Genomic DNA, 21185 nt, shown 5'->3' with positions numbered 1-21185 from the left:
CCACCCCTGGTTCATCCCACCCCACACACCAGAAGCACCCGAGCCGGCACACCTGCGCTCCCACACCCGGCGCACCATGACCGACCTACCCGCGGCCGCATAACCCGAAGCCCCAGCGCACCTTGACAACTGAACAGAGAAGCCGCGTCCTGGCGGCGGAACCTAGCCCCGCCGCAACTCCGCACGGATGATGTCGACAAAGTTGTCGACATCATCGGTGGTGTTGTCCCAGGCGGTCATCCAGCGCACCTCGCCGCGGGCCCGGTCCCAGTCGTAGAAACGCACCCGGTCGCGAATGCGGTCGGCGGCGTCGTTCGGGATCGTGGCGAAGATCGCGTTGGCCTCGGTGGCCTGGGTGAAGGTGAGTCCGGGCGGTGGGTCGGCCTCCAGGGCGGTCCGCAGTCGGGCTGCCATCGCATTGGCGTGCCGTGCGCTGCGCAGGCCCAGATCGTCATCGAACAGGCTCAGCAGCTGTGCCGAGGCGAAGCGCATCTTGCTCGACAGCTGCATCGTCAGCTTGCGCAGGTACACCAACCCAGAGACGCGGTCGGGGGCCAGCACCACCACTGCCTCGGCGGCCAAGAGCCCGTTCTTGGTACCACCCAGGCTGACCACGTCGACGCCGGCATCGGTGGTGAACTCCCGGAAAGGGACGTCGAGGGCGGCGGCAGCATTCCACAGCCGCGCCCCGTCCGCATGCACCGACATCCCGTGGGAGTGGGCGAAATCGGCGATGGCGCGCACCTCGTCCGGGGTGTACAGCGTGCCCATCTCGGTGGACTGGGTGATGCTGACGGCCAGGGGCTGGGCCCGGTGCTCGTCGCCCCAGCCGTAAGCCTCCCGGGCTATCAGGTCGGGGGTCAACTTGCCGTCCGGGGTGGGCACCGTCAGAAGCTTGTGGCCCATCACGCGTTCCGGGGCGCCGCCCTCGTCGGTGTTGATGTGGGCGGTATGTGCTGTGATCACGGCACCCCAGCGCGGCAGCAGGCCGGTCAACGCCACCACATTGGCGCCGGTTCCGTTGAACACGGGGAAGGTCTCGGCGGCTGCACCGAAGTGGGTGCGGATGACCTCCTGCAGCCGGGCCGTGTAGGCGTCCTGGCCGTAGGCGATCTCGTGTCCGCCGTTGGCCGCGGTGATCGCTGCGATGACCTCGGGATGTACGCCCGCATAGTTGTCGCTGGCGAAACCGCGTCGACCGGGATCGTGAAGTGTGGTGATGGGCACGGGCTCCATCCTCCCAGCGGTCGCGGTCGGCCCGCCGCGCAGCCGATACATTGCTTCCATGGTGCTCTCGGCTGAAGAAGAGGCGATCGTCGACACCGTCCGAGAGTTCGTCGACAAGCAGGTCAGGCCGGTGGCTCGTGAACTGGAGCACGCCAATGCCTACCCCGAGGACCTCATCGAGACGATGAAGGAGATCGGCATCTTCGGGCTTGCCATCCCGGAGCCTTACGGGTTCGGCGCGGTGTCCATGCCCTGCTATGTGCGGGTGGCCGAGGAACTGGCGCGGGGCTGGATGAGCCTGGCCGGTGCGATGGGCGGCCACACCGTGGTGTCCAAACTGATTCTCCTGTTCGGCACCGAGGAACAGAAGCAGCTGTATCTGCCCCGGATGGCCACCGGTGAGCTGCGGGCCACGATGGCGCTCACCGAGCCCGGTGGCGGCTCGGACTTGCAAGCCATGCGCACGGTGGCCCGGCGCGACGGCGAGGACTATCTGATCAATGGATCCAAGACGTGGATCTCGAATGCGCGGCGCTCGGATCTGATCGCGCTGCTCTGCAAGACGGACCCGGATGCCGACCCGGCGCACAGGGGCGTGTCCATCCTGCTGGTGGAGAAGGTGCCAGGATTCACGATCTCCAAAGACCTACCCAAGCTCGGCTACAAGGGTGTCGAGGCGTGCGAGCTGAATTTCGCCGATGCGCGTGTGCCCGGCACCGCGCTGTTGGGCGCGGATGAAGGTGAGGGCTTCGCGCAGATGATGAAAGGCCTTGAGGTGGGCCGACTTCAGGTGGCGGCACGGGCGACCGGTGTCGCACGGGCGGCTTTCGACGATGCCCTGCGTTACGCCCAGGACCGGGAAAGCTTCGGTAAACCGATATGGGAGCATCAGGCCGTCGGCAACATGCTCGCCGAGATGGGGACCAAACTGGCCGCGGCGCGGGCGCTGTTGCTGTCGGCGGCAGAGAAATTCGACTCGGGAGAACGGGTCGATATGGAGGCCGGCATGGCGAAGCTGTTCTGCTCGGAGGCGGCCATGCAGATCGCTCTGGACGCTGTGCGAATACACGGTGGTTACGGGTACTCGACCGAATACGACGTGGAGCGCTACTTGCGGGATGCCCCGCTGATGATCGTGGGGGAGGGCACCAACGAGATCCAGAAGGGTGTCATCGCAAAGCAACTTGTCAGGCGCGGTGGACTGAGCATGTGAGCCGCATCGATCACAACGTGTTGTTCTGATCGGTGCTGCGATGAGATTGTCGGGGTACCCGGGTCTAGGTGAACATGAATGTTGTGGATCTACCGGTCATGCCGCCGCTGGAGCCGATGCTGGCGAAGGCTCAGAGCGCAGTGCCCACCGACCCGGGAACGTGGTCCTATGAGCCCAAGTGGGACGGTTTCCGATCGCTCGTTTTCCGTGACGGTGATTCCGTGGTGCTGCTGTCGCGCAGCGGCAAGGATCTGGGCCGGTACTTCCCGGAGGTCGTCGACGCCGTGCGCGCGGAGATCACCCCGCGGTGCGTGCTCGACGGTGAGATCGTGGTGCCCCGCGACATCGCAGGACTGACCCGGTTGGATTGGGAGTCGCTCAGCCAGCGCATCCATCCCGCCGAGAGCCGCATCACCAAGCTGTCGAAGGAGACCCCGGCCCATTTCATCGGCTTCGATGCGCTCGCCCTCGGCGATAGATCACTGATGAACGAATCGTTTCGGGTGCGTCGGGAAGCGCTGATCGACGCGGTCGACGAGCGGGACTGGTGCCACGTCACCCGCACCACCGAGGATGCCGGACTCGGGTCGCAGTGGTTGCGAGAGTTCGAGGGCGCCGGTTTGGATGGGGTGATCGCCAAACGACTTGAGGGGCCGTATCTGCCGGGGAAACGGGAGATGGTTAAGGTCAAGCATCATCGCGACGCTGACTGCGTGGCCATCGGATACCGCGTCCACAAGAGCGGTGAAGGAATCGGATCCATCCTGCTGGGTCTCTATCGCGGTGACGGTGACCTCCAGATGGTCGGTGGGGCCGCGTCCTTCACCGCCAAGGCGCGGTTGTCGCTGTTGGCAGACCTTGAGCCGCTGCGCATAGGTGACGACGTCCGCGACGGTGAACCGAGCCGATGGAACTCGGCGGCCGACAAGCGCTGGATCCCGGTGCGCCCGGAAAAGGTGTGCGAGGTGGCCTACGACCAGATGGAGGGCAACACCGGCGAGCGCCGATTCCGGCATGCCGTGAAGTTCGTGCGCTGGCGTCCCGACCGCGAGCCGTCCAGCTGTACCTTCGATCAGCTCGACGTCCCGATGAACTACGACCTGCGCGACGTATTGGAGACCCGATGATGGCACGTCCGGCGACAGAACTCGATGTCGATGGAGTCGCGGTTCGGCTCACCAATCCCGACAAGATCTACTTTCCCGCGCTGGGTGCCGAGGGTGCGAAGGGCAAGGTCGTCGACTACTACTTGGCGGTCGCCGAGCCGATGGTGGCCCTGCTGCGCGACCGCCCGGTGCACCTGCAACGGTTTCCCGACGGGATCGAAGGCGAGGAGATCTACCAGAAACGGGTGCCGCAGAAACACCCCGACTATCTCCAGACGTGCACGGTCACCTTTCCCTCCGGGCGAACGGCGGACGCGTTGAAGATCACCCACCCGTCGGCGATCGCGTGGGCGGCCCAGATGGGGACCATCACCCTGCACCCGTGGCAGGTGCGGTGCCCCGATACCGAGCACCCCGACGAATTGCGCATCGACCTGGACCCCCAGCCCGGTACCGGTTTCGCGCAGGCCCGCGAGATCGCCGTGGACGTGCTCAAACCGGTGCTGGATTCGCTGGGGCTGGTCGGATACCCCAAGACGTCCGGTGGTCGCGGTGTACACGTGTTCGTGCGCATCCGGCCGGACTGGGACTTCATCGCGGTGCGCCGGGCAGGCATAGCGCTGGCCCGCGAGGTCGAACGCCGCGCCCCCGACGCGGTGACCACGAGTTGGTGGAAGGAGGAACGCGGCGAGCGGTTGTTCATCGACTACAACCAGAACGCCAGGGATCGGACCTTCGCGTCGGCATACTCACTGCGCAAAACGCCGATCGCGACGGTCTCGATGCCGCTGAGTTGGGACGATCTCGCCGACGCCGATCCCGACGACTACACCATCGCGACGGTGCCCGACATCGTTGCCAGGCGCGACGATCCGTGGGCCGGTATCGACGACACCGCGCATTCGCTGGAGGGGTTGTTGGAGATGGTCTCCGCTGACGAACAGGAGCGGGGCCTCGGCGACTTGCCCTACCCGCCCAGCTACCCGAAGATGCCGGGCGAACCGCCGCGTGTGCAGCCGAGCAAGAAGGTCGCCGAGCATTGGGATGCCGACGGGAACCGCATCACCGACTAACGGAGCGGGACGACTCCGGCGCCGACGAGTTCTTGGGTCTCGGGCTTGAGGTGCGAGGCGGCGCTGGAGGCGACCGCTACCGAGCTGAACTCGGCCGCACCGAGCAGGAGCAGGGGCCACATGGTGCCCGCCACGGCGCTGAGGAGCAGCCCATGCGGAACGGGATTGGCGGGGTCGTTGAGTCGCCGGCTTGCCATGAAGATGATGGCGGTACTGATCACCCATCCGATCAAGTACGCGACGACTGCCGTTTCGACCACGGTGTCTCCCCTCTCACCGGCGAAGCGGATCGTGCCGACCACAATCCTGGCCGGCGATGTTCAGCTAAATGTAACGCCCGACTGATCTTGGCGGAAGCCCTGTGCAGTTCCTGTGTTTGCCGACATTTGCCAGGTCAAAGAGCCTAAAAGGGCTCCAGCAACCTCGCAGTTCGTTGCCAGGGCACGCCTCGTCGGCCGATGAATTCCGAGCCTCTCCCGAGTCCGCGCCGGCGATCCGCGCGGTGTCGGCGCGCGTCCGTCGATGCGTATCCGGGTGCCGGCCGTGCGAACGGACGCCGCCCGAACGCCGCCGACCGTTCCGAATCGGCCGCGGCAACGCCGTCGACGTCTATAACTGCTGTTCACATCCCTTTTTGGGTGCGGCGTTGCACGGGCCGTCGGCGGTGCGGGACGGGATCGCGTCCCCGGCGCAGGTGGCACGCGGAGGGCCGTACCTCGTGTGCCTGCCACGGCCTTGCCTCGGAACAGGGTGAGGGGCCGCGTGCACCGGACGTTTGCTGTGTGCGCCGACACCTTGTACGGCCGATGTTGCGCAACTCACCTGTCGTCGCCGGTGCGTTGCCAGCAACGGCGACGCGGTGCCCGCTCAACCGGCAGGAAAGATTGGTGGATTTCCAGATGGGACATCCGTTTGCCGCGTGTCGCGGCTCGGATCGGACCCGACGAGGTCAGACGCCTGACAGCAGGGCGGCCTTGCCGAGCCGGTGTTGGCCGGCCCGGTCGACCCAGGTGAGATCCAGGACGTCGCCCGGGTAGTGCCGGTCGAGGACACTGGTCAGATCGGCGGCTGATTCGATACGCACGCCGTCGATGGTCAGGATCACGTCCCCGTTGGCCAATCCTGCGCCCGCGGCGGGCCCGCCGGGCATCACATCATGGACGAGGACACCGGGGAACGCCTCGTGTTGTTCGGCACTGCTGACGCCGACCCCGAGCAGGGTGGGCGGACCGATGTGCACGGTGTCGGACGGTGTCCCGGACCGGATCTGATTGGCGATGCTCATCGCGTCGTTGATCGGGATGGCGTAACCCTCGCCTCCGGGGCCCATCCGGAAGTTGACCGACGCCGCGGTGGTCACGCCGACGATCTCGCCGGCGCCGTTCACCACGGGTCCGCCGGAGTCACCCGCGCGCACCGGGGCGGCGAACTCGAACAGGCCGGTCATCTCGGTCGCAGTGCCGGACAGCTCGTCCTCGGCGCTGATCGTGCGACCCAGGGCGGAGATGGAGCCGAACTCACGCGTCAGCGGATTGGCGCTGCCTTGCGCGTTGCCGATCGCCACCACGGGTTCACCGACGGCGAGACGCGCGGAATCTCCCACCGGTGCCGCCGGTAAGCCGCCGGCACCGCGCAGCTGAAGGACGGCGATATCGCGGCCGCGGTCATAGCCCAGGATGTCGGCACCATAGCTGCCGCCGCCGACCACCGCACTGATCACATCGGCGCCTTGGACTACGTGATAGTTGGTGAGAACCTGGCCGCCGGGGTCGAGGACTATGCCGGTACCGGTGCCCAGGATGTGCTGGTAGTCGACGATGGTGTCGATGCGGACCACCGAGGGTTCGACCCGGTCGGCTGCCGAAGCGACGTCAAGCGGTTCCGCGCCGGCAGGACCCGGGGCGATCAGCAGGGAAAGCGACAAGGCAACCGCCGACGCCGTGATCCAACGTGTTACGTGGACTATGCCCATATGCCGCCCATCCTGAAGGTTCTAGCTCAATACTGACTGCACCAGCGCGAACTGTCGACGTCAGTAGGCGCAGAGCCCGTCAGTCCTCGGTCGCGACGCCGCCTCGGGTGCGGGTCCGGCGGGTCTTACCGGTGGGTCGGCGGTTGCGTAGCTTGCCCGCCGGCTCATCGGTTGCACCCGGCTCGGTCGCCTCCGGTTCGGTGGTGTCGGCGTCGGTCTCGTCGGGCTTGATCTCCTCGGATCCGGCCTCGTCGGGCTCAGCGTCGGTTTCGGCGCCGTCGGTTTCGGCACTGTCGGTTTCGGCACCGTCGGCCTCGGGCCCGGCCGCCACGGTCTCCTCGACAGCGTCCGTCTTGCGGCCGCGACCACGCTTCGCGGGCTTGGGTGCCAGCGGTTTCGGCGGCGGCGGCGGGAGTTCGGCGACGAAGGCCAGGTAGAACGCGAATGCACCGAGCAATGCGAGGGCCGCCGCTGCACCGTAGATGCCGAACAACCATTGGCCGACGTTGTCCAGGTCCAGCCAGATCTCGCTGATGGCCGCGCCGAGGATCAACAGACCTGCCGCCACATGCCCGACGATCGACCACACCCGCAACTGCAGGGCCAGGGTCGGGGTGCCGAGTTCGGGTTTACGGGTCCGCTGCAGCTTCAGTAGCACCGGCAGCGCAGTGAGAATCACCAGCACGCCGCACACGATGCGCATGACGGTGCCCAGCGTCGCAGGCCACTCACCGGTCAGTTCGAACCAGCGGGGCAGAACGAAGAGAAAATAGAGAGCGCCGGCGATCACCAGCGACGACGCGTGCCACAGCGATGCGATACCGCGCCGCATATTCCTCCCTAGACGTCCCCCTGGACGATGTTTGTGGTCCCGGGGCGTGACCGCGATGTTCTCGATCACGCCCCGGACCAACGGCGGAGGATAGGGGATTTGAACCCCTGAGGGCTATTAACCCAACCCGCGTTCCAGGCGAGCGCCATAGGCCACTAGGCGAATCCTCCGTCGGCCATGGTAGCCGACCGCCGGGCGACCTCCGACCAGCCACCGGTCTTGTCGATCTGCACGGGGTACTACACTCGTCACTCGGACCCCGCGCGGCGTCCATCCTGTGAACTCCCCCAGGGCCGGAAGGCAGCAAGGGTCAATGGGCTCTGGCGGGTGCGCGGGGTCCCCTTATGTTTGACCAGCACATGTTCACGGCTTGGTTGATAGCGCCCGTTGTTGAAAGGCCCTCAGTGTCGTACGAGTCCCTCGGCCGTGACGAACTGTCTGCGCAGCACGAGCTGCAGCAGCGCAACTATGCGGAGCTCAAGGCCCAAGGCCTGAAGCTCGATCTCACGCGCGGCAAACCGTCGCCGGAGCAGCTCGACCTGGCCAACAGGCTGCTGGAGTTGCCAGGTAACGGCCGCGACGCCTACCGGGACGGCGAAGGCACCGACACCCGCAACTACGGCGGGTTGCACGGGTTGCCGGAACTGCGTGCCATCTTCGGCGAGCTGCTCGGTATCCCGGCGTCCAACCTGATCGCGGGGAACAACGCGAGCCTGGAGTTCATGCACGACGCGGTCGTGTTCTCCCTGCTGCGCGGGGGTGTGGATTCGCCCCGGCCGTGGTCTCAGGAGCCAGGCGTCAAGTTCCTCTGCCCGGCCCCGGGATATGACCGGCACTTCGCCATCACCGAGAGCTACGGCGTCGAGATGATCCCGGTTCCGCTGCGCGAGGACGGACCCGACGTCGACCTGATCGAGGAACTCGTCGCCCACGATCCCGCCGTGAAGGGCATGTGGTGCGTGCCGGTCTACTCGAACCCGACCGGCACCACCTACTCACCTGAGGTGGTGCGCCGGCTCGTGCAGATGCCGACGGCTGCCCCGGACTTCCGGCTGTTCTGGGACAACGCCTACGCCGTGCACACCATCACTAACGAGTTCGTCGAGCAGGTCGACGTGCTCGGACTGGCGGCCGAGGCCGGCAACGAGAACCGACCGCTGGTGTTCGCCTCCACGTCGAAGATGACCTTCGCCGGTGCCGGGGTGAGCTTCTTCGGTGGCTCCGATGCCACCATCACCTGGTACCTGCAGCACGCCGCGAAGAAGTCGATCGGTCCTGACAAGGTCAACCAGCTGCGCCATCTGCGCTTCTTCGGTGACGCCGACGGTGCCCGGGCGCACATGCAGAAGCACCGCGAGCTGCTGGCGCCGAAGTTCGCGCTGGTCGCCGAGATCCTCGAAGACCGGCTCGGGGAGTCGAAGATCGCGAGCTGGACCGACCCCAAGGGTGGTTATTTCGTCAGCCTCGACGTGCTCCCGGGGACCGCCAAGCGGACCATCTCGCTGGCCAAGGATGCCGGCATCGCCGTCACCGCCGCCGGCGCGGCGTTCCCGTACGGAAAAGACCCCGAGGACAAGAACATTCGTATCGCGCCGAGCTTCCCCTCGGAGTCCGACCTGCGTTCGGCGATCGACGGTCTGTCGACCTGCGCGCTGCTGTCGGCCACCGAAGCGCTGCTGGCGCGCGACTAGTCGGCCGCGCTGGGTAACCTGGGCGACCGTGGCGCTCTACCGCAAGTACCGACCCGCAAGCTTCGCCGAGGTGGTCGGCCAGGAGCATGTCACCGACCCGTTGTCGACGGCGCTCTCGGCAGGCCGGATCAATCACGCCTACCTGTTCTCCGGCCCGCGCGGCTGCGGTAAGACGTCCTCTGCCCGTATCCTGGCGCGCTCACTGAACTGTGAGCAGGGCCCGACGCCGACGCCGTGCGGGGTGTGTGATTCCTGCGTCGCGCTGGCCCCGAACGGTCCGGGCAATGTCGACGTGGTCGAGCTGGACGCCGCCAGCCACGGCGGTGTCGACGACACCCGGGAACTGCGGGACCGGGCGTTCTACGCGCCCGCCCAGTCGCGGTACCGCATCTTCATCGTCGACGAGGCGCACATGGTCACCACGGCCGGGTTCAACGCGCTGCTCAAGATCGTCGAGGAGCCACCGGATCATCTGATCTTCGTCTTCGCCACCACCGAGCCGGAAAAGGTTCTGCCGACCATCCGGTCGCGGACCCACCATTACCCGTTCCGCTTGTTGGCCCCCAAGACCATGCGCGGGCTGCTGGAACGGATCTGCGCCGACGAGGGCGTGACGGTCGATGACGCCGTCTACCCCTTGGTGATCCGCGCCGGCGGTGGTTCACCGCGCGACAGTCTCTCGGTGCTCGACCAACTGGTCGCCGGGGCTGAGGGAAACCGGGTGGTGTACCAGCGGGCGTTGTCCCTGCTGGGCGCAACCGACGTCGCCCTGATCGACGAGGCGGTGGACGCGTTGGCCGCAGGCGATGCCGCTGCGCTGTTCGGCGCCGTCGAATCGGTGATCGACGCCGGTCATGATCCGCGCCGTTTCGCCACCGACCTGCTGGAGCGGTTCCGCGACCTCATTGTGATGCAAGCGGTTCCGGATGCCGCCGACCGTGGTGTGGTGGACGCACCGGATGGTGTCCTTGAGCGGATGCGCGATCAGGCCACCCGGTTGGGTGCGGCGACCCTCGCCCGTTATGCGGAGGTCGTGCACGCGGGACTGGGTGAGATGCGCGGCGCCACCGCGCCCCGGCTGCTGTTGGAGGTGGTCTGCGCACGGTTGCTGCTCCCGTCGGCCCATGACACCGAATCGGCTCTGCTGCAACGTATCGAGCGCATCGAGACACGGCTCGACATGGCCATACCTGGTGCGCTGCCGAATGCCGGACCCGCCGAAACACCACCCGCGCCGGCGCGCCAGTTCGTGCGTGCCAGCCGCGCCCAGGCGCAGGCCGAGGCCGAGTCCAAGTCTGATGCGCAGGCAGAGCAGGTCTCCGTCCCGCCACCGCGACCCGCGCCCATCCCGGAACCGGCACCTGTGCCCGTTCCCGAGCCGGCCCCCATGCCTGTTCCCGAACCCGAACCGCGACCGGAGCCGGTGCCCGCACCGACACCGCCGCCCGCCCCGACCCCGCCGAGGCCGCAGCCGGCCCCGGTTCCCGAACCGACCCCGCAACCGCCTGCCCCGGTGCCGACACCGGCCGCTGCCGCGGTCGGAGAACCCGATGCCGCTGCTGTTCGAGCGTTGTGGGATACGGTGCGCGAGAAGGTCAATGCCCGCAGCAAGCCGGTCAACGCGATGCTCGCCGACGCGATCGTCCGCGCGGTCGACGGCGACACCCTGGTGTTGAGCCATCGGGCCCCGCCGCTGGCCAAACGGCTCAACGAGCAGCGCAACGTCGAGGTCATCCGCGAGGCCCTCAAGGATGCGCTGGGAGTCAACTGGCAGATCCGGTGTGTGCCCGACACCGGCGAGCCGGTGCCCTCCGACACCGAACCCGCCGCGCGGCCGGACCCGGCCGCCGAGGAGGAGCGGATGCTTGCCGAGGCGAGCGCCGACACCTCCGAGGTCGTTCGGCGTGACCCCGAGGAAGTGGCCATCGAGCTGCTGCAGAACGAACTCGGGGCGCGTCGGATCGAGAAGGGCTAGACCGGGTACGGGTCAGGCCGTCCACCACGGGCGTAGCGGCAGACCGCCGTCGTCGCCGTGATCGTCGGTCTTGACGGCCAGAACCTGATGTAGCTGAACGACATTGGATTCGAAACCCAGACGAGATCCCGCCATGTAGAGCCCCCACACCCGCGCGGTGGGCAGGCCGACCTCCGCGACCGCCTCATCCCAGTGCTCGACCAGGTTGCGGCACCAATCCCGCAGCGTCATCGCGTAGTGGTGGCGCAGATTCTCCTCGTGGATGACCTCCAGCCCGACATTCTGTGCCTCGGTGATGATGCGGCCGGAACCCGTCAGCTCCCCGTCGGGAAAGACATAACGGTCGATGAAGAAGCCGGCCGAGGCGCCGGCCCGATTGTCGGGCCGGGTGATGCAATGGTTGAGCAACAAGCCGCCGCTGCGCAGCCGGGCCTGCAGGAAGGCGAAGTATGCCGGATAGTTCGCCACCCCGATGTGCTCGGTCAGCCCGATGGAAGACACCGCGTCGAAACCTGATTCGGTGATATCGCGATAATCCTGGTGGCGCACCTCGGCGAGGTCGGAGAGCCCCTCGGCGGTGATGGCGCGCTGGGCCCATTCGGCCTGCTGGGCCGACAGTGTCACGCCGAGAGCGCGCACACCGTGCCGCGCGGCATATCGGACCATGCCGCCCCAACCGCAACCCACGTCGAGCAGGCGATCGCCGGGGCGCAGCCGAAGCTTCTCGAACACCAACCGATACTTGTTGTCCTGGGCCTGCTCCAGCGTCGCCGACTCGTCGGGGTAACACGCACAGGTGTAGGTCATCGACGGGCCGAGCACGTACTCGTAGAACGCATTGGACACGTCATAGTGGTGATGGATCGCGTCCGCATCACGAGACCTGCTGTGCCGTAACCCTTCCGCGATGCGGCGCCAACGGGGCAACGCCTCCTGGGGCGGTGGCGCCACCGGCAGAAGGTGTTCCACCCCGATCGAGGCGATGATGTTGGCCAGCACCCGCGCGGGTGGGCGCTTGAACGCCGACGCGGCGGCCAGAGCGCGCAACAGCTCGTACGGATCGCCGGGGTGCACGCCAACCGGCTCGATATCGCCGGCGACATAGGCGCGGGCCAGACCGAGCTCACCGGGGGCGGTGGCCAGGTATGTCGTACCGCGCGGTCGTCGCAGGTCCAGTCCGACGGCGGCGTCATCGGGGCCGGTGGAGCTGCCGTCGTAGGCGGTGAATTTCAACGGCAACGGTCCCGCCGCGAAGATCTCCAGGATCTCGGCCAGGCTGAGCCGGCTCTGATCGGGGGCATGGTCCTTGTAGGTGGTCATCGTCGTTGCACCGCTTTCGCGTACAGGTCGAGCAATCGGGACTGCGGGTCGTAGGTCTTCTTCACGGTCCGATACGCCTCTCCACCGTAGAGTTGGTCGAATTCCTCTGGGCTGAAGAACGATTCCGAGTACAGCGATTTGTGTCCGTAGAGTTCGGCGACCTTCTCCTCGATGCGCCGGTTGGTGAATCCCGGTATTGGTCCGGCCGGTACGGACGACCAGAACCCGATGTTGACGTAGGTGTGCTGCGGACGCAGCGGGTACAGCGGCCAATGCTCGTCGGCGCGTAGTTGCAGCGGGCACAACCAGATCGGTTCGATCGGCACGTTGTCGAGGAACCAGTCCAGGAACGGCACGCACTGTTCGACGGGTACCTCGACGTCCTGCACCACCCGCTCCCGGGGCGGGCGGCCGTGATGTTTCTCGATGCGGTCGGCGATGTGGAAGCGCTGGTCGTATCCGATCAGCTTCCAGTAGAAGCTGCTGCGCCGGTAGCGCCGCGGCCACAGCCTTCTGATCAACGGATGCTGGGCACCGAAAGCCCGTGAGCACCAGAACCAGTCGGTATCCCAACGCCACAGGTAATCGGCGATGGTCAGCCGGTCGTGATCGATGTTCTGAATGGACCGGTAGTAGATGTCGCGACCGGTGTAATCGCTGACCGGGCCGGGCATGCGGGTCCGCGTCCCCAGACACAGATAGCTTTCTGCCGCGCTGAACACCACCCCGTCCAGGTAGTCCACGGCGGTGCCGTCGTAATCGCGGGTGTCGATGATGCGTTCCATCGTCGAGACCAGCTCGGTCAGCGAGTCGAAACGCAGGTGACGTAACGAGACGAACGGGTGCACAGGCTCCAGTTCGATCTTCAGCCTCACCGAGTAACCCAGCGTGCCATAGGAGTTGGGGAAAGCATGGAACAGATCGGGGTGCTGGTCGCGGCGTGCGGTCACGATCTCCCCTGCACCGGTGAGGATGTCGAGCTCGAGGACGGACTCATGCGGCAACCCGTTGCGGAAGGATGCCGACTCGATACCCAGTCCCGTGACCGCGCCACCGAGGGTGATGGTCTTGAGCTGGGGGACCACCAGCGGGGACAAGCCGTGGGGCAGTGTCGCCGCGACCACTTCCTCGTAGGTGCACATGCCCGACACATCGGCGGTGCGCGCCTGTGGGTCCACGGCGATGACACCGGTGAGGCCGGAGACGTCCAGTCCTGGGGCAGTCGAGGTCTCCCGCGTCCGGAACAAGTTGGACGTGGGTTTGCTCAGCCGCACAGTCGCTGTCGCGGGGATGGCGTGGTAACTCGCCAGAAGTCGCCGGACGCCCGCCTCGTGCACAGCTTGTGCGTCCTCCGCACCGACAGACACACATATACGCTAGTCCTCGGTCGCGGACCTTGCGACCGGACAGCTACGTGATGACGGGAGTTTTGCACTCATGGGACAGGTCAGCGCCTCCAGCACTGTGTTGATCAACGCCGAGCCGGACGCTGTGCTCGCCGCGGTTGCCGATTACCAGACGGTGCGGCCGAAGATTCTCTCCTCGCACTACAGCAATTACGCGGTGCTGCAGGGCGGTCAGGGCGCGGGCACGGTGGTGACCTGGAAGCTGCAGGCCACCGAGTCGCGTTCGCGCGATGTGAAGGCCAGCATCGATGTGGCAGGCAAGACCGTCATCGAGAAGGACGCCAACTCGTCGTTGATCACCAATTGGACGGTAGCGCCGGCGGGCACCGGGTCGACGGTCACCGTCAAGACCTCGTGGAACGGGGCCGGGGGCATCAAGGGATTCTTCGAGAAGACCTTCGCCCCGCTGGGTCTGCGCAAGATCCAGGCCGAGGTGCTGGAGAACCTGAAGAAGGAGCTCGAGGCCTAACTGGGCTTGTTGGCCAGCCAGGTCGCGATCCCGCGGGCCACGGCTTCGGCGAGCTTCTGGCGGCCGGCCTCGGACTCCATCAGCGCCGAGTCCGCGGGATTCTTCATGTTGCCGAGCTCGACCAGGATCGATGGGAACTGGGCCAGGTTCAGCCCGGCGATATCCGACCTCGGGTTCAGTCCGCCGGAACCGATGTAGTTCGACGGCGGGATGCCGGAACCCTGCAGTTGGTCACGCATGATCGTCGCGAATTGGACCGACGGGCCCGCCTGCACGGTGTTCAGCGGCGGTGAGGAGTAGAGCACGTGGAATCCGCGTCCGGTCGCGGGTCCGCCGTCGGCGTGCACGCTGACCACCGCGTCGGGGCGCAGGGCGTTGGCCATCGCGGCGCGCTCGTCGATGCACGGACCGAGGGCGTCGTCATTGCCGCGGGACATCGCGGTGCGCACGCCGTTGGCGTTCAGGATCGCCCGGACGCGCAGGGTCACGTCCCAGTTGAAGGTGTGCTCGGGATAACCAGAGTCGCTGGTCGTGCCGCTGGCCTGGCAGTCCTTGGTCCCACCGCGTCCGTTGGGGACCTGCCGACTGATCGAGGCGTCGTTGGCGCCGTTGTGGCCGGGGTCGAGGAAGACGATCTTGCCGGCGATGCTGTTCGGGGCGGCCACGGCGGTCGGGGCAGCGCCGGACGCGACGGCGAAGACGAGCGTGGCTGCCAGGGCACCGACACGCATGCTCTTGGGGACGTGCACGCCGCCACGGTAGTCGCGGTGGCGGCTAGTGTTGAGGGGCAAATCGCCTTGGGCTCGTAGCGCAACGAAGTCGAGACCGAGCCGCAATCAACCCGCAGTGCCAGCTTCGAGAAGGGATCCCCGATGCAACCCGGTGGTGGTCAGCCCGATATGTCGGCACTGCTCGCACAGGCTCAGCAGGTGCAGCAGCAGTTGATGGAGGCGCAGGAGGCGCTGGCCAATGCCGAGGTGCACGGCCAGGGCGGCGGCGGCCTGGTGCAGGTCACGATGAAGGGCAGCGGCGAGGTGATCGGCGTCGCGATCGACCCGAAGGTCATCGACCCCGCCGATCCGGAGACGCTTCAGGATCTCATCGTCGGTGCGCTCGCCGATGCGTCCAAGCAGGTCACGATCCTGGCCCAGACCCGGCTCGGTCCGCTCGCCGGCGGGCTGGGCGGCTTCGGGATCCCCGGAACGTAACTTGTACCGCCATGTTTGAGGGACCTGTTCAGGACCTGATCGACGAGCTCGGCAAGCTGCCGGGAATCGGTCCCAAGAGTGCGCAGCGCATCGCATTCCATCTGCTGTCGGTCGAACCACCCGATATCGACCGGCTGACCGCGGTGCTCGGCCGTATCCGTGACGGTGTGACCTTCTGCGCGGTGTGCGGCAACGTCTCCGATGCCGAGCGCTGCCGCATCTGTAACGACCCGCGCCGCGACGCGTCGCTGGTGTGCGTGGTCGAGGAGCCCAAGGACATCCAGGCCGTCGAGCGCACCCGCGAGTTCCGCGGCCGCTATCACGTGCTGGGTGGCGCATTGGATCCGCTGTCAGGAGTCGGGCCGGACCAGCTGCGCATCCGAGAACTGCTCAACCGCATCGGTGAGCGGGTCGACGGAGTCGATGTCGCCGAGGTGATCATCGCCACGGATCCCAACACCGAGGGGGAGGCCACGGCCACCTATCTCATGCGCATGCTGCGCGATATCCCCGGCCTGACGGTCAGCCGGATCGCCTCGGGTCTGCCGATGGGTGGGGATCTGGAGTTTGCCGACGAGCTGACGCTGGGTCGTGCGCTCGCCGGTCGCCGCGCGATGGTCTGACGCTCAGACGCGGCGCGGGGCGGCCAGCCGTTCCTTGCGCAGCAGATCGACCTCCGGCAGCTGCAGCGGTGGCAGCTCGCCGACCACCTGGGACAGCAGATGATCAGCCAGTTCCGGATTGCGCGCAAGGCACGGTCCGTGCAGGTAGGTCGCGACGACACTGCCCTGCACGGCACCGTCGTACCCGTCACCGGCGCGGTTTCCCGCCCCCTTGGTCACCGCGGCCAGCGGCTCGGCATCGGTGCCGAGAACCGTTCCGCCGCGGTGGTTTTCGAAACCGGTCAGCGGTTGGTTCAGTCCCGGTATCAGCGGTGTCGACGAGACCTCGCCGATGGTGCGGGCCTCCTGTGGCGAGGTCGTCACGTCGAGCAGGCCGACACCGTCGACACGTTCGCCCGCCGAGGTCTCATACCAGTGCCCGAGCACCTGGATGGCCGCGCAGATCGCCAGTACCGGCGCGCCCCGCACGGCGGCGCGCTGCAGTCCCGGATAGCGGATCAGGTGCTTGGTGGCCAGCCGCTGGGCATAGTCCTCGGCGCCGCCGAGGGTGTAGATGTCCAGCGAGTCGGGCACCGGGTCGGCCAGCGTGATCTCGATGATCTCGGCGTCGATGCCGCGCATCGCCAGGCGCCGACGCAGCACCACGGCGTTACCGCTGTCGCCGTAGGTACCCATCACATCCGGGAGTACCAGGCCGATCCGGATCATGACACCCGCCGGTTCAGCTGCAGGAAAGCGGTGTAGTTCGCGATCACCTCGACATGTCCGGGGGGACAGGATTCGATGGCCGCCACCGTATCGTGCACCAGCGTGTGCTCGACGCCGGCGTACCCGAGTCGCACCGCCAGATCCGTGCCGCGTTCGCCGGCCGCCACCACCTGCGTCTGCTCGAAATGCTCGAATCGCACATCCCACAACCAGGAAAGGTCCTCACCGTCGGGTACCTGTCCGTTGACCGAAATGACAACTCCCGCAGCATCTTTGTCGATCATGGACAGTGCCTCCTGCCAGCCGGCTGGGTTCTTGGCCAGCAGCAGCCGCGCGGTGTGGTTGCCGATCCGCACGGTGCGGTAGCGTCCGGCGACCTCGTCCACCGCGGCGACGGCGGTGACGGCGGCGGCCGGGTCGGCGCCCAGTGCGACCGCCGCCGCGACGGCCTGGGTGGCGTTGCCGCGGTTGGCGGCGCCGGGAAGGGCCAAGGCCATCGGCGCGGTGAAGCCTTGGGGGCCATGGATTTCGGCGTCATCGAAGAACCATTGCGGCGTGGGCCGCGTGAAATCCGTTCCGGTGGAATACCAGTGGTTGCCGTCGCGGACGATGATCTCGCCGCTGCGCGGGCAACTCACCGAATCGCCGGCCCATGATCCGCCGGCGGCAACCCACACCACATGGGGACAGTCGTAGGCGGCCGAGGTCATCAGCACGTCGTCGCAATTGGCGATGACGACCGCATCGGGATGCCGGGCCAGCCCGGATCTCAGTGTTCGCTCGATGTGATTGATTTCACCGACCCGATCCAGCTGGTCCCGCGACAGGTTCAGCAGGACGATCACCGCGGGGTGCACCGCATCACTCACGTGCGGGACGTGCATCTCGTCGACTTCCAAGGCGGCCAGTTCCGCCTTGCGGGTACCGGCCAGCGCGGCGACGAGTCCGGCGTCCATGTTGGCGCCCTCGGCGTTGGTGGCCACCGGGCCCATGGTGGCCAGTGCCGCGGCGGTCATCCTGGTGGTGGTGGACTTGCCGTTCGTGCCGGTCACGACGACGGTCCGGCGTCCTGCGCCGAGTTGGCCGAGGATGGACTTGTCGATCGACATGGCGACCAGGCCGCCGATCATGGCGCCCGCGCCGCGGCCGGTCACCCGCGATGCCCAGCGGGCGGCCGCACCGGCGCCCAGCGCCAACCGACCCCTGGGGCTGATTGCCCGGTGGCTGCGCTCCTGCTCGCCGGTCGAGACCATGAAGCGGATTTTAGGTGCCCGACACGCGGCAGTGCGATCCGGTGTTGTCGGACCACCGTGCAACCCTGGGGTCATGAGCCAGTGCTGGGGCCGGCCGGCGGCCGACGCGGGCGCCGGATGGGCCGTCGTGGATGTCGAGACGACGGGTTTCCGGCCGGGCCAGGCTCGGGTGGTCAGCGTCGCCGCGCTGGCAGTCGGTGACGACGGCAGCGTCGAGCACAGCATGTCCTCGCTGCTCAATCCCGGGGTCGATCCCGGCCCCACCCATGTGCACGGTCTGACCTCCGACATGTTGGCGGGGCAACCGACCTTCGCCGATATCGTCCCGCAGCTGATGGAGGTCCTGCACGGACGCACGATGGTCGCGCACAACGTGGCCTTCGACTACGCCTTCCTGGCTGCCGAGGCCGAATTGGTCGGGGCGCAGCTGCCCACCGACACGGTGATGTGCACCGTCGAATTGGCCCGCAGGCTGAATCTTGGCACCGAGAATCTGCGGTTGGAAACGTTGGCGAGGCATTGGGGTGCCACCCAGTTGCGCCCGCACGACGCCCTCGATGACGCCCTGGTCCTCGCCCAGATCCTCAAACCGGCGCTGGTGCAGGCGCGCGAACGACGCTCATGGCTGCCGATCCGCCCCGTGAGCCGACGGATCTGGCCCAACGGCCGGGTCACCCACGATGAGCTGCGCCCGCTGAAGGTGCTTGCCGCCAGGCTGCCCTGCGCCTTCCAGAATCCGGGCCCCTATGTCGCCGGCCGTCCGCTGGTGCAGGGCATGCGCGTGGCGTTGTCCGCCGAGATGACCCGCACCCACGAAGAAGTCATCGAGCGGATCCTCGATGCGGGGCTGGCGTACGCCGAGAACGTCGATCAGCAGACGTCGCTGGTGGTCTGCAACGCCACGGAGCCGGAGCAGGGTAAGGGCTTCCAGGCGGCCGATCTGGGCATTCCGTTGGTCGGCGATGCCGAGTTCATGGCGATGATCGACCGTGTCGCCGGCGGCACCGATGTCGAGCCGTTCGTCGATGCCACCGCCGACGGCGATCAGTTCGCGTTGTTCTGACGCGCTGCCCGGTTCACCGCTGAGACCACCGCCCGCAGCGACGCGGTCGTGATCGAGGTGGCGATACCGACACCCCATACCGTGCGGCCGTCGATGGATGCCTCGACATAGGCGGCGGCTTGGGCCTCCTCGCCGGAGGACATCGCATGCTCGGAGTAATCCAACACGTTGACGTTGAACCCGATGGCGCCCACGGCGTCCACGAACGCCGCCAGCGGTCCGTTGCCGGCACCGACGATCTCGCGTTCCTCACCGTTGACCTTCACGACCGCGGTGATGGTGTCGGTGCCGCCGTCGACCTCGGCGGCGTCCACCTTCTGTCGGATGCGTTCCAGCGGAACGATCGGCTGCAGGTACTCCTGTGAGAACGCGTCCCAGATCTCCTTGGGCGAGACCTCGCCGCCTTCGCCGTCGGTGATCTGCTGGATGGCCTGGCTGAATTCGATCTGCAGTCGTCGCGGCAGCGCCAGCCCGTGGTCGGCCTTCATGATGTAGGCGACGCCGCCCTTGCCGGACTGTGAGTTGACCCGGATCACGGCCTCGTAGGTGCGCCCGACGTCCTTGGGGTCGATCGGCAGGTACGGAACCTGCCACAGGATATCGTCGACATCCGAATCCTGTTCGTCGGCAGACACTTTCATCGCGTCCAGGCCCTTGTTGATGGCGTCCTGGTGGCTGCCGGAGAACGCTGTGTACACCAGATCGCCACCGTAGGGGTGACGCTCGTGCACCGGCAGCTGGTTGCAGTACTCGACCGTGCGGCGGATCTCGTCGATGTTGGAGAAGTCGATCTGCGGATCCACGCCGCGGCTGAACATGTTCAGGCCCAGCGTCACCAGGCAGACGTTGCCGGTGCGCTCGCCGTTGCCGAACAGGCACCCCTCGATCCGGTCCGCCCCGGCCTGGTAACCCAATTCGGCTGCCGCAACGGCGGTTCCGCGGTCATTGTGTGGGTGCAGGCTCAGGATGATGGAGTCGCGCGGGGTCAGGTGCCGGTTCATCCACTCGATCGAATCGGCGTACACGTTGGGGGTCGCCATCTCGACGGTGGCGGGCAGGTTGATGATCAGCGGTACATCGGGTGTGGGCTTGACGATCTCGGCAACGGCATTGCAGACGTCGACGGCGTACTCCAGCTCGGTGCCGGTGTAGGACTCCGGCGAATACTCGAAGCGCCACTGGGTGTCCGAGTACTTCTTGGCCTCCTCGACGCACATCCGCGCGCCGTCGGTGGCGATCGCCTTGACCGCGTCACGGTCGGCGCGGAACACCACGCGGCGCTGCAGGATCGAGGTCGAGTTGTAGAAGTGCACGATCACCTTCGGCGCGCCGGAGCACGCCTCGAAGGTACGGGTGATCAGTTCCGGCCGGCACTGTGTCAGCACCTGGATGGTGACATCTTCGGGAATGGCACCCTGCTCGATGATCTCGCGCACGAAGTCGAAATCGGTCTGACTGGCCGACGGGAAACCGACCTCGATCTCCTTGTAACCCATGCGCACCAGCAGGTCGAACATCCGGCGTTTGCGGGCCGGGCTCATCGGATCGATCAGTGCCTGGTTTCCGTCACGCAGATCCACCGCACACCAGGACGGAGCGGTGTCGATGACCTTGTCCGGCCAGGTCCGGTCGGTCAGGCGGATCGGCTCGACCTCTTCGGCGAAGGATCGGTACCGGTTCACCGGCATGGACGAGCCGCGCTGGGTGTTCCAGGCCGGCTGGCCGGGGTTGGGGGCGCCCGCGGGGGTGTTGATGGTGCGCACCGACGAGAAGGCGTCGGGGGAATCTACTGAGGACTTGCTGAAGCTGGTCATTGTGGTGGCTCCGGGGTCTTGTGGTTGCTATCAGACCGGCGCATCGCGAAAACCCGCGACGGGAAGCCAGTCTGGATCAGACCCCGTCGCGGCGTCCGAGAAGGAGCACACGCTGCACGTCGGCAACTGTACTCCGGGTGGCGCGTCAGCCAAAACGGCGCCCGCGAATTGGTGCGACCCAGGGTTGTGAACCCGGCTTAGGGTGCTAAGGGAGGCGAACCAGTTGGGGGTG

18 protein-coding genes, 1 tRNA gene, 1 other RNA gene and 1 pseudogene are annotated in these 21185 nt (G+C 66.8%); 10 read left to right on the top strand and 11 right to left on the bottom strand.

Annotated features, from left to right (window positions below):
• Window positions 1–162 precede the first annotated feature (162 nt).
• Window positions 163–1227, bottom strand: a complete 1065-nt coding sequence (locus G154_RS07485; protein WP_023986411.1) for a low specificity L-threonine aldolase — start codon at window positions 1225–1227, stop codon at window positions 163–165.
• Between the two features lie 58 nt (window positions 1228–1285).
• Here G154_RS07485 and G154_RS07480 point away from each other — a divergent pair, with 58 nt between their 5' ends.
• From G154_RS07480 to ligD, 3 genes are all read left to right on the top strand, one after another.
• Window positions 1286–2440: an acyl-CoA dehydrogenase family protein gene (locus G154_RS07480; protein ID WP_023986410.1), complete on the top strand. Its 1155-nt coding sequence runs from the start codon at window positions 1286–1288 to the stop codon at window positions 2438–2440.
• A gap of 74 nt (window positions 2441–2514) precedes the next feature.
• Window positions 2515–3567, top strand: coding sequence for an ATP-dependent DNA ligase (locus tag G154_RS07475; protein WP_023986409.1), 1053 nt, complete (start codon window positions 2515–2517; stop codon window positions 3565–3567).
• Complete coding sequence (ligD, locus tag G154_RS07470; protein WP_023986408.1) at window positions 3567–4619, top strand: non-homologous end-joining DNA ligase; 1053 nt, start codon at window positions 3567–3569, stop codon at window positions 4617–4619. The genes G154_RS07475 and ligD overlap by 1 nt, the downstream gene beginning before the upstream one ends.
• Here the strand turns inward: ligD and G154_RS07465 are convergent.
• The 4 genes from G154_RS07465 to G154_RS07450 all read right to left on the bottom strand — a co-directional run bounded on the left by G154_RS07465 (window position 4616) and on the right by G154_RS07450 (window position 7593).
• Window positions 4616–4879, bottom strand: a complete 264-nt coding sequence (locus tag G154_RS07465; RefSeq protein ID WP_131701329.1) for a hypothetical protein — start codon at window positions 4877–4879, stop codon at window positions 4616–4618. The genes ligD and G154_RS07465 overlap by 4 nt on opposite strands.
• A gap of 689 nt (window positions 4880–5568) precedes the next feature.
• Window positions 5569–6591, bottom strand: coding sequence for a S1C family serine protease (locus G154_RS07460; RefSeq protein ID WP_023986407.1), 1023 nt, complete (start codon window positions 6589–6591; stop codon window positions 5569–5571).
• Window positions 6592–6670: 79 nt separating this feature from the next.
• Entirely contained in the window at window positions 6671–7423 is a 753-nt protein-coding gene (locus tag G154_RS07455) for a hypothetical protein (protein ID WP_019513645.1), read from the bottom strand.
• Window positions 7424–7507: 84 nt separating this feature from the next.
• Window positions 7508–7593 (bottom strand) — tRNA-Ser (locus tag G154_RS07450).
• Between the two features lie 81 nt (window positions 7594–7674).
• Between G154_RS07450 and ffs the strand changes: the two genes are divergently transcribed.
• The 3 genes from ffs to G154_RS07440 all read left to right on the top strand — a co-directional run bounded on the left by ffs (window position 7675) and on the right by G154_RS07440 (window position 11089).
• Window positions 7675–7769: signal recognition particle sRNA small type (gene ffs / locus G154_RS25875), an RNA gene on the top strand.
• Window positions 7770–7827: 58 nt separating this feature from the next.
• Window positions 7828–9114, top strand: coding sequence for an aminotransferase class I/II-fold pyridoxal phosphate-dependent enzyme (locus G154_RS07445; protein ID WP_019513644.1), 1287 nt, complete (start codon window positions 7828–7830; stop codon window positions 9112–9114).
• Window positions 9115–9142: 28 nt separating this feature from the next.
• Entirely contained in the window at window positions 9143–11089 is a 1947-nt protein-coding gene (locus tag G154_RS07440; RefSeq protein ID WP_019513643.1) for a DNA polymerase III subunits gamma/tau, read from the top strand.
• Window positions 11090–11101: 12 nt separating this feature from the next.
• Here G154_RS07440 and G154_RS07435 read toward each other — a convergent pair whose 3' ends face one another.
• Both G154_RS07435 and G154_RS07430 read right to left on the bottom strand, forming a co-directional pair.
• Window positions 11102–12409: a class I SAM-dependent methyltransferase gene (locus G154_RS07435; RefSeq protein WP_019513642.1), complete on the bottom strand. Its 1308-nt coding sequence runs from the start codon at window positions 12407–12409 to the stop codon at window positions 11102–11104.
• Window positions 12406–13776: an FAD-binding oxidoreductase gene (locus G154_RS07430; protein WP_023986406.1), complete on the bottom strand. Its 1371-nt coding sequence runs from the start codon at window positions 13774–13776 to the stop codon at window positions 12406–12408. The genes G154_RS07435 and G154_RS07430 overlap by 4 nt, the downstream gene beginning before the upstream one ends.
• A gap of 70 nt (window positions 13777–13846) precedes the next feature.
• On the opposite strand from G154_RS07430, the gene G154_RS07425 reads away from it, so the two are divergent.
• Entirely contained in the window at window positions 13847–14284 is a 438-nt protein-coding gene (locus G154_RS07425; RefSeq protein WP_019513640.1) for an SRPBCC family protein, read from the top strand.
• On the opposite strand, the gene G154_RS07420 is transcribed toward G154_RS07425, so the two are convergent.
• Window positions 14281–15015 carry an Rv3717 family N-acetylmuramoyl-L-alanine amidase gene (locus G154_RS07420; protein WP_019513639.1) on the bottom strand — a complete coding sequence of 245 codons (735 nt, stop codon included), beginning with the start codon at window positions 15013–15015 and terminating at the stop codon, window positions 14281–14283. The two genes, G154_RS07425 and G154_RS07420, sit on opposite strands and share 4 nt — an antisense overlap.
• A gap of 141 nt (window positions 15016–15156) precedes the next feature.
• Between G154_RS07420 and G154_RS07415 the strand changes: the two are divergent.
• Both G154_RS07415 and recR read left to right on the top strand, forming a co-directional pair.
• A pseudogene (locus G154_RS07415) lies at window positions 15157–15459 on the top strand (YbaB/EbfC family nucleoid-associated protein); the annotation flags it as partial.
• Window positions 15460–15503: 44 nt separating this feature from the next.
• A complete protein-coding gene (gene recR / locus G154_RS07410) occupies window positions 15504–16115 on the top strand; it encodes a recombination mediator RecR (protein ID WP_019513637.1) in 612 nt (203 codons plus the stop codon).
• A gap of 3 nt (window positions 16116–16118) precedes the next feature.
• Here recR and G154_RS07405 read toward each other — a convergent pair whose 3' ends face one another.
• Together G154_RS07405 and G154_RS07400 are read right to left on the bottom strand one after the other, a co-directional pair.
• Window positions 16119–16823 carry a type 1 glutamine amidotransferase gene (locus G154_RS07405; RefSeq protein WP_019513636.1) on the bottom strand — a complete coding sequence of 235 codons (705 nt, stop codon included), beginning with the start codon at window positions 16821–16823 and terminating at the stop codon, window positions 16119–16121.
• Entirely contained in the window at window positions 16820–18076 is a 1257-nt protein-coding gene (locus G154_RS07400; protein ID WP_045546568.1) for a Mur ligase family protein, read from the bottom strand. Before G154_RS07400 ends, G154_RS07405 begins: the two co-directional genes overlap by 4 nt.
• Before the next feature lie 73 nt (window positions 18077–18149).
• On the opposite strand from G154_RS07400, the gene G154_RS07395 reads away from it, so the two are divergent.
• Window positions 18150–19139: a DEDDh family exonuclease gene (locus tag G154_RS07395; protein ID WP_023986403.1), complete on the top strand. Its 990-nt coding sequence runs from the start codon at window positions 18150–18152 to the stop codon at window positions 19137–19139.
• Here the strand turns inward: G154_RS07395 and leuA are convergent.
• On the bottom strand, window positions 19121–20953 hold the full coding sequence (gene leuA / locus G154_RS07390) for a 2-isopropylmalate synthase (RefSeq protein WP_019513633.1): 1833 nt from the start codon (window positions 20951–20953) through the stop codon (window positions 19121–19123). The genes G154_RS07395 and leuA overlap by 19 nt on opposite strands.
• Between the last annotated feature and the right edge of the window lie 232 nt (window positions 20954–21185).

This window comes from Mycobacterium sp. VKM Ac-1816D (assembly GCF_000416385.1).
Lineage (GTDB): Bacteria > Actinomycetota > Actinomycetes > Mycobacteriales > Mycobacteriaceae > Mycobacterium > Mycobacterium neoaurum_A.
Note: the sequence above shows the minus strand (reverse complement) of the source record. Positions and strands in the feature narration are given on the sequence as shown.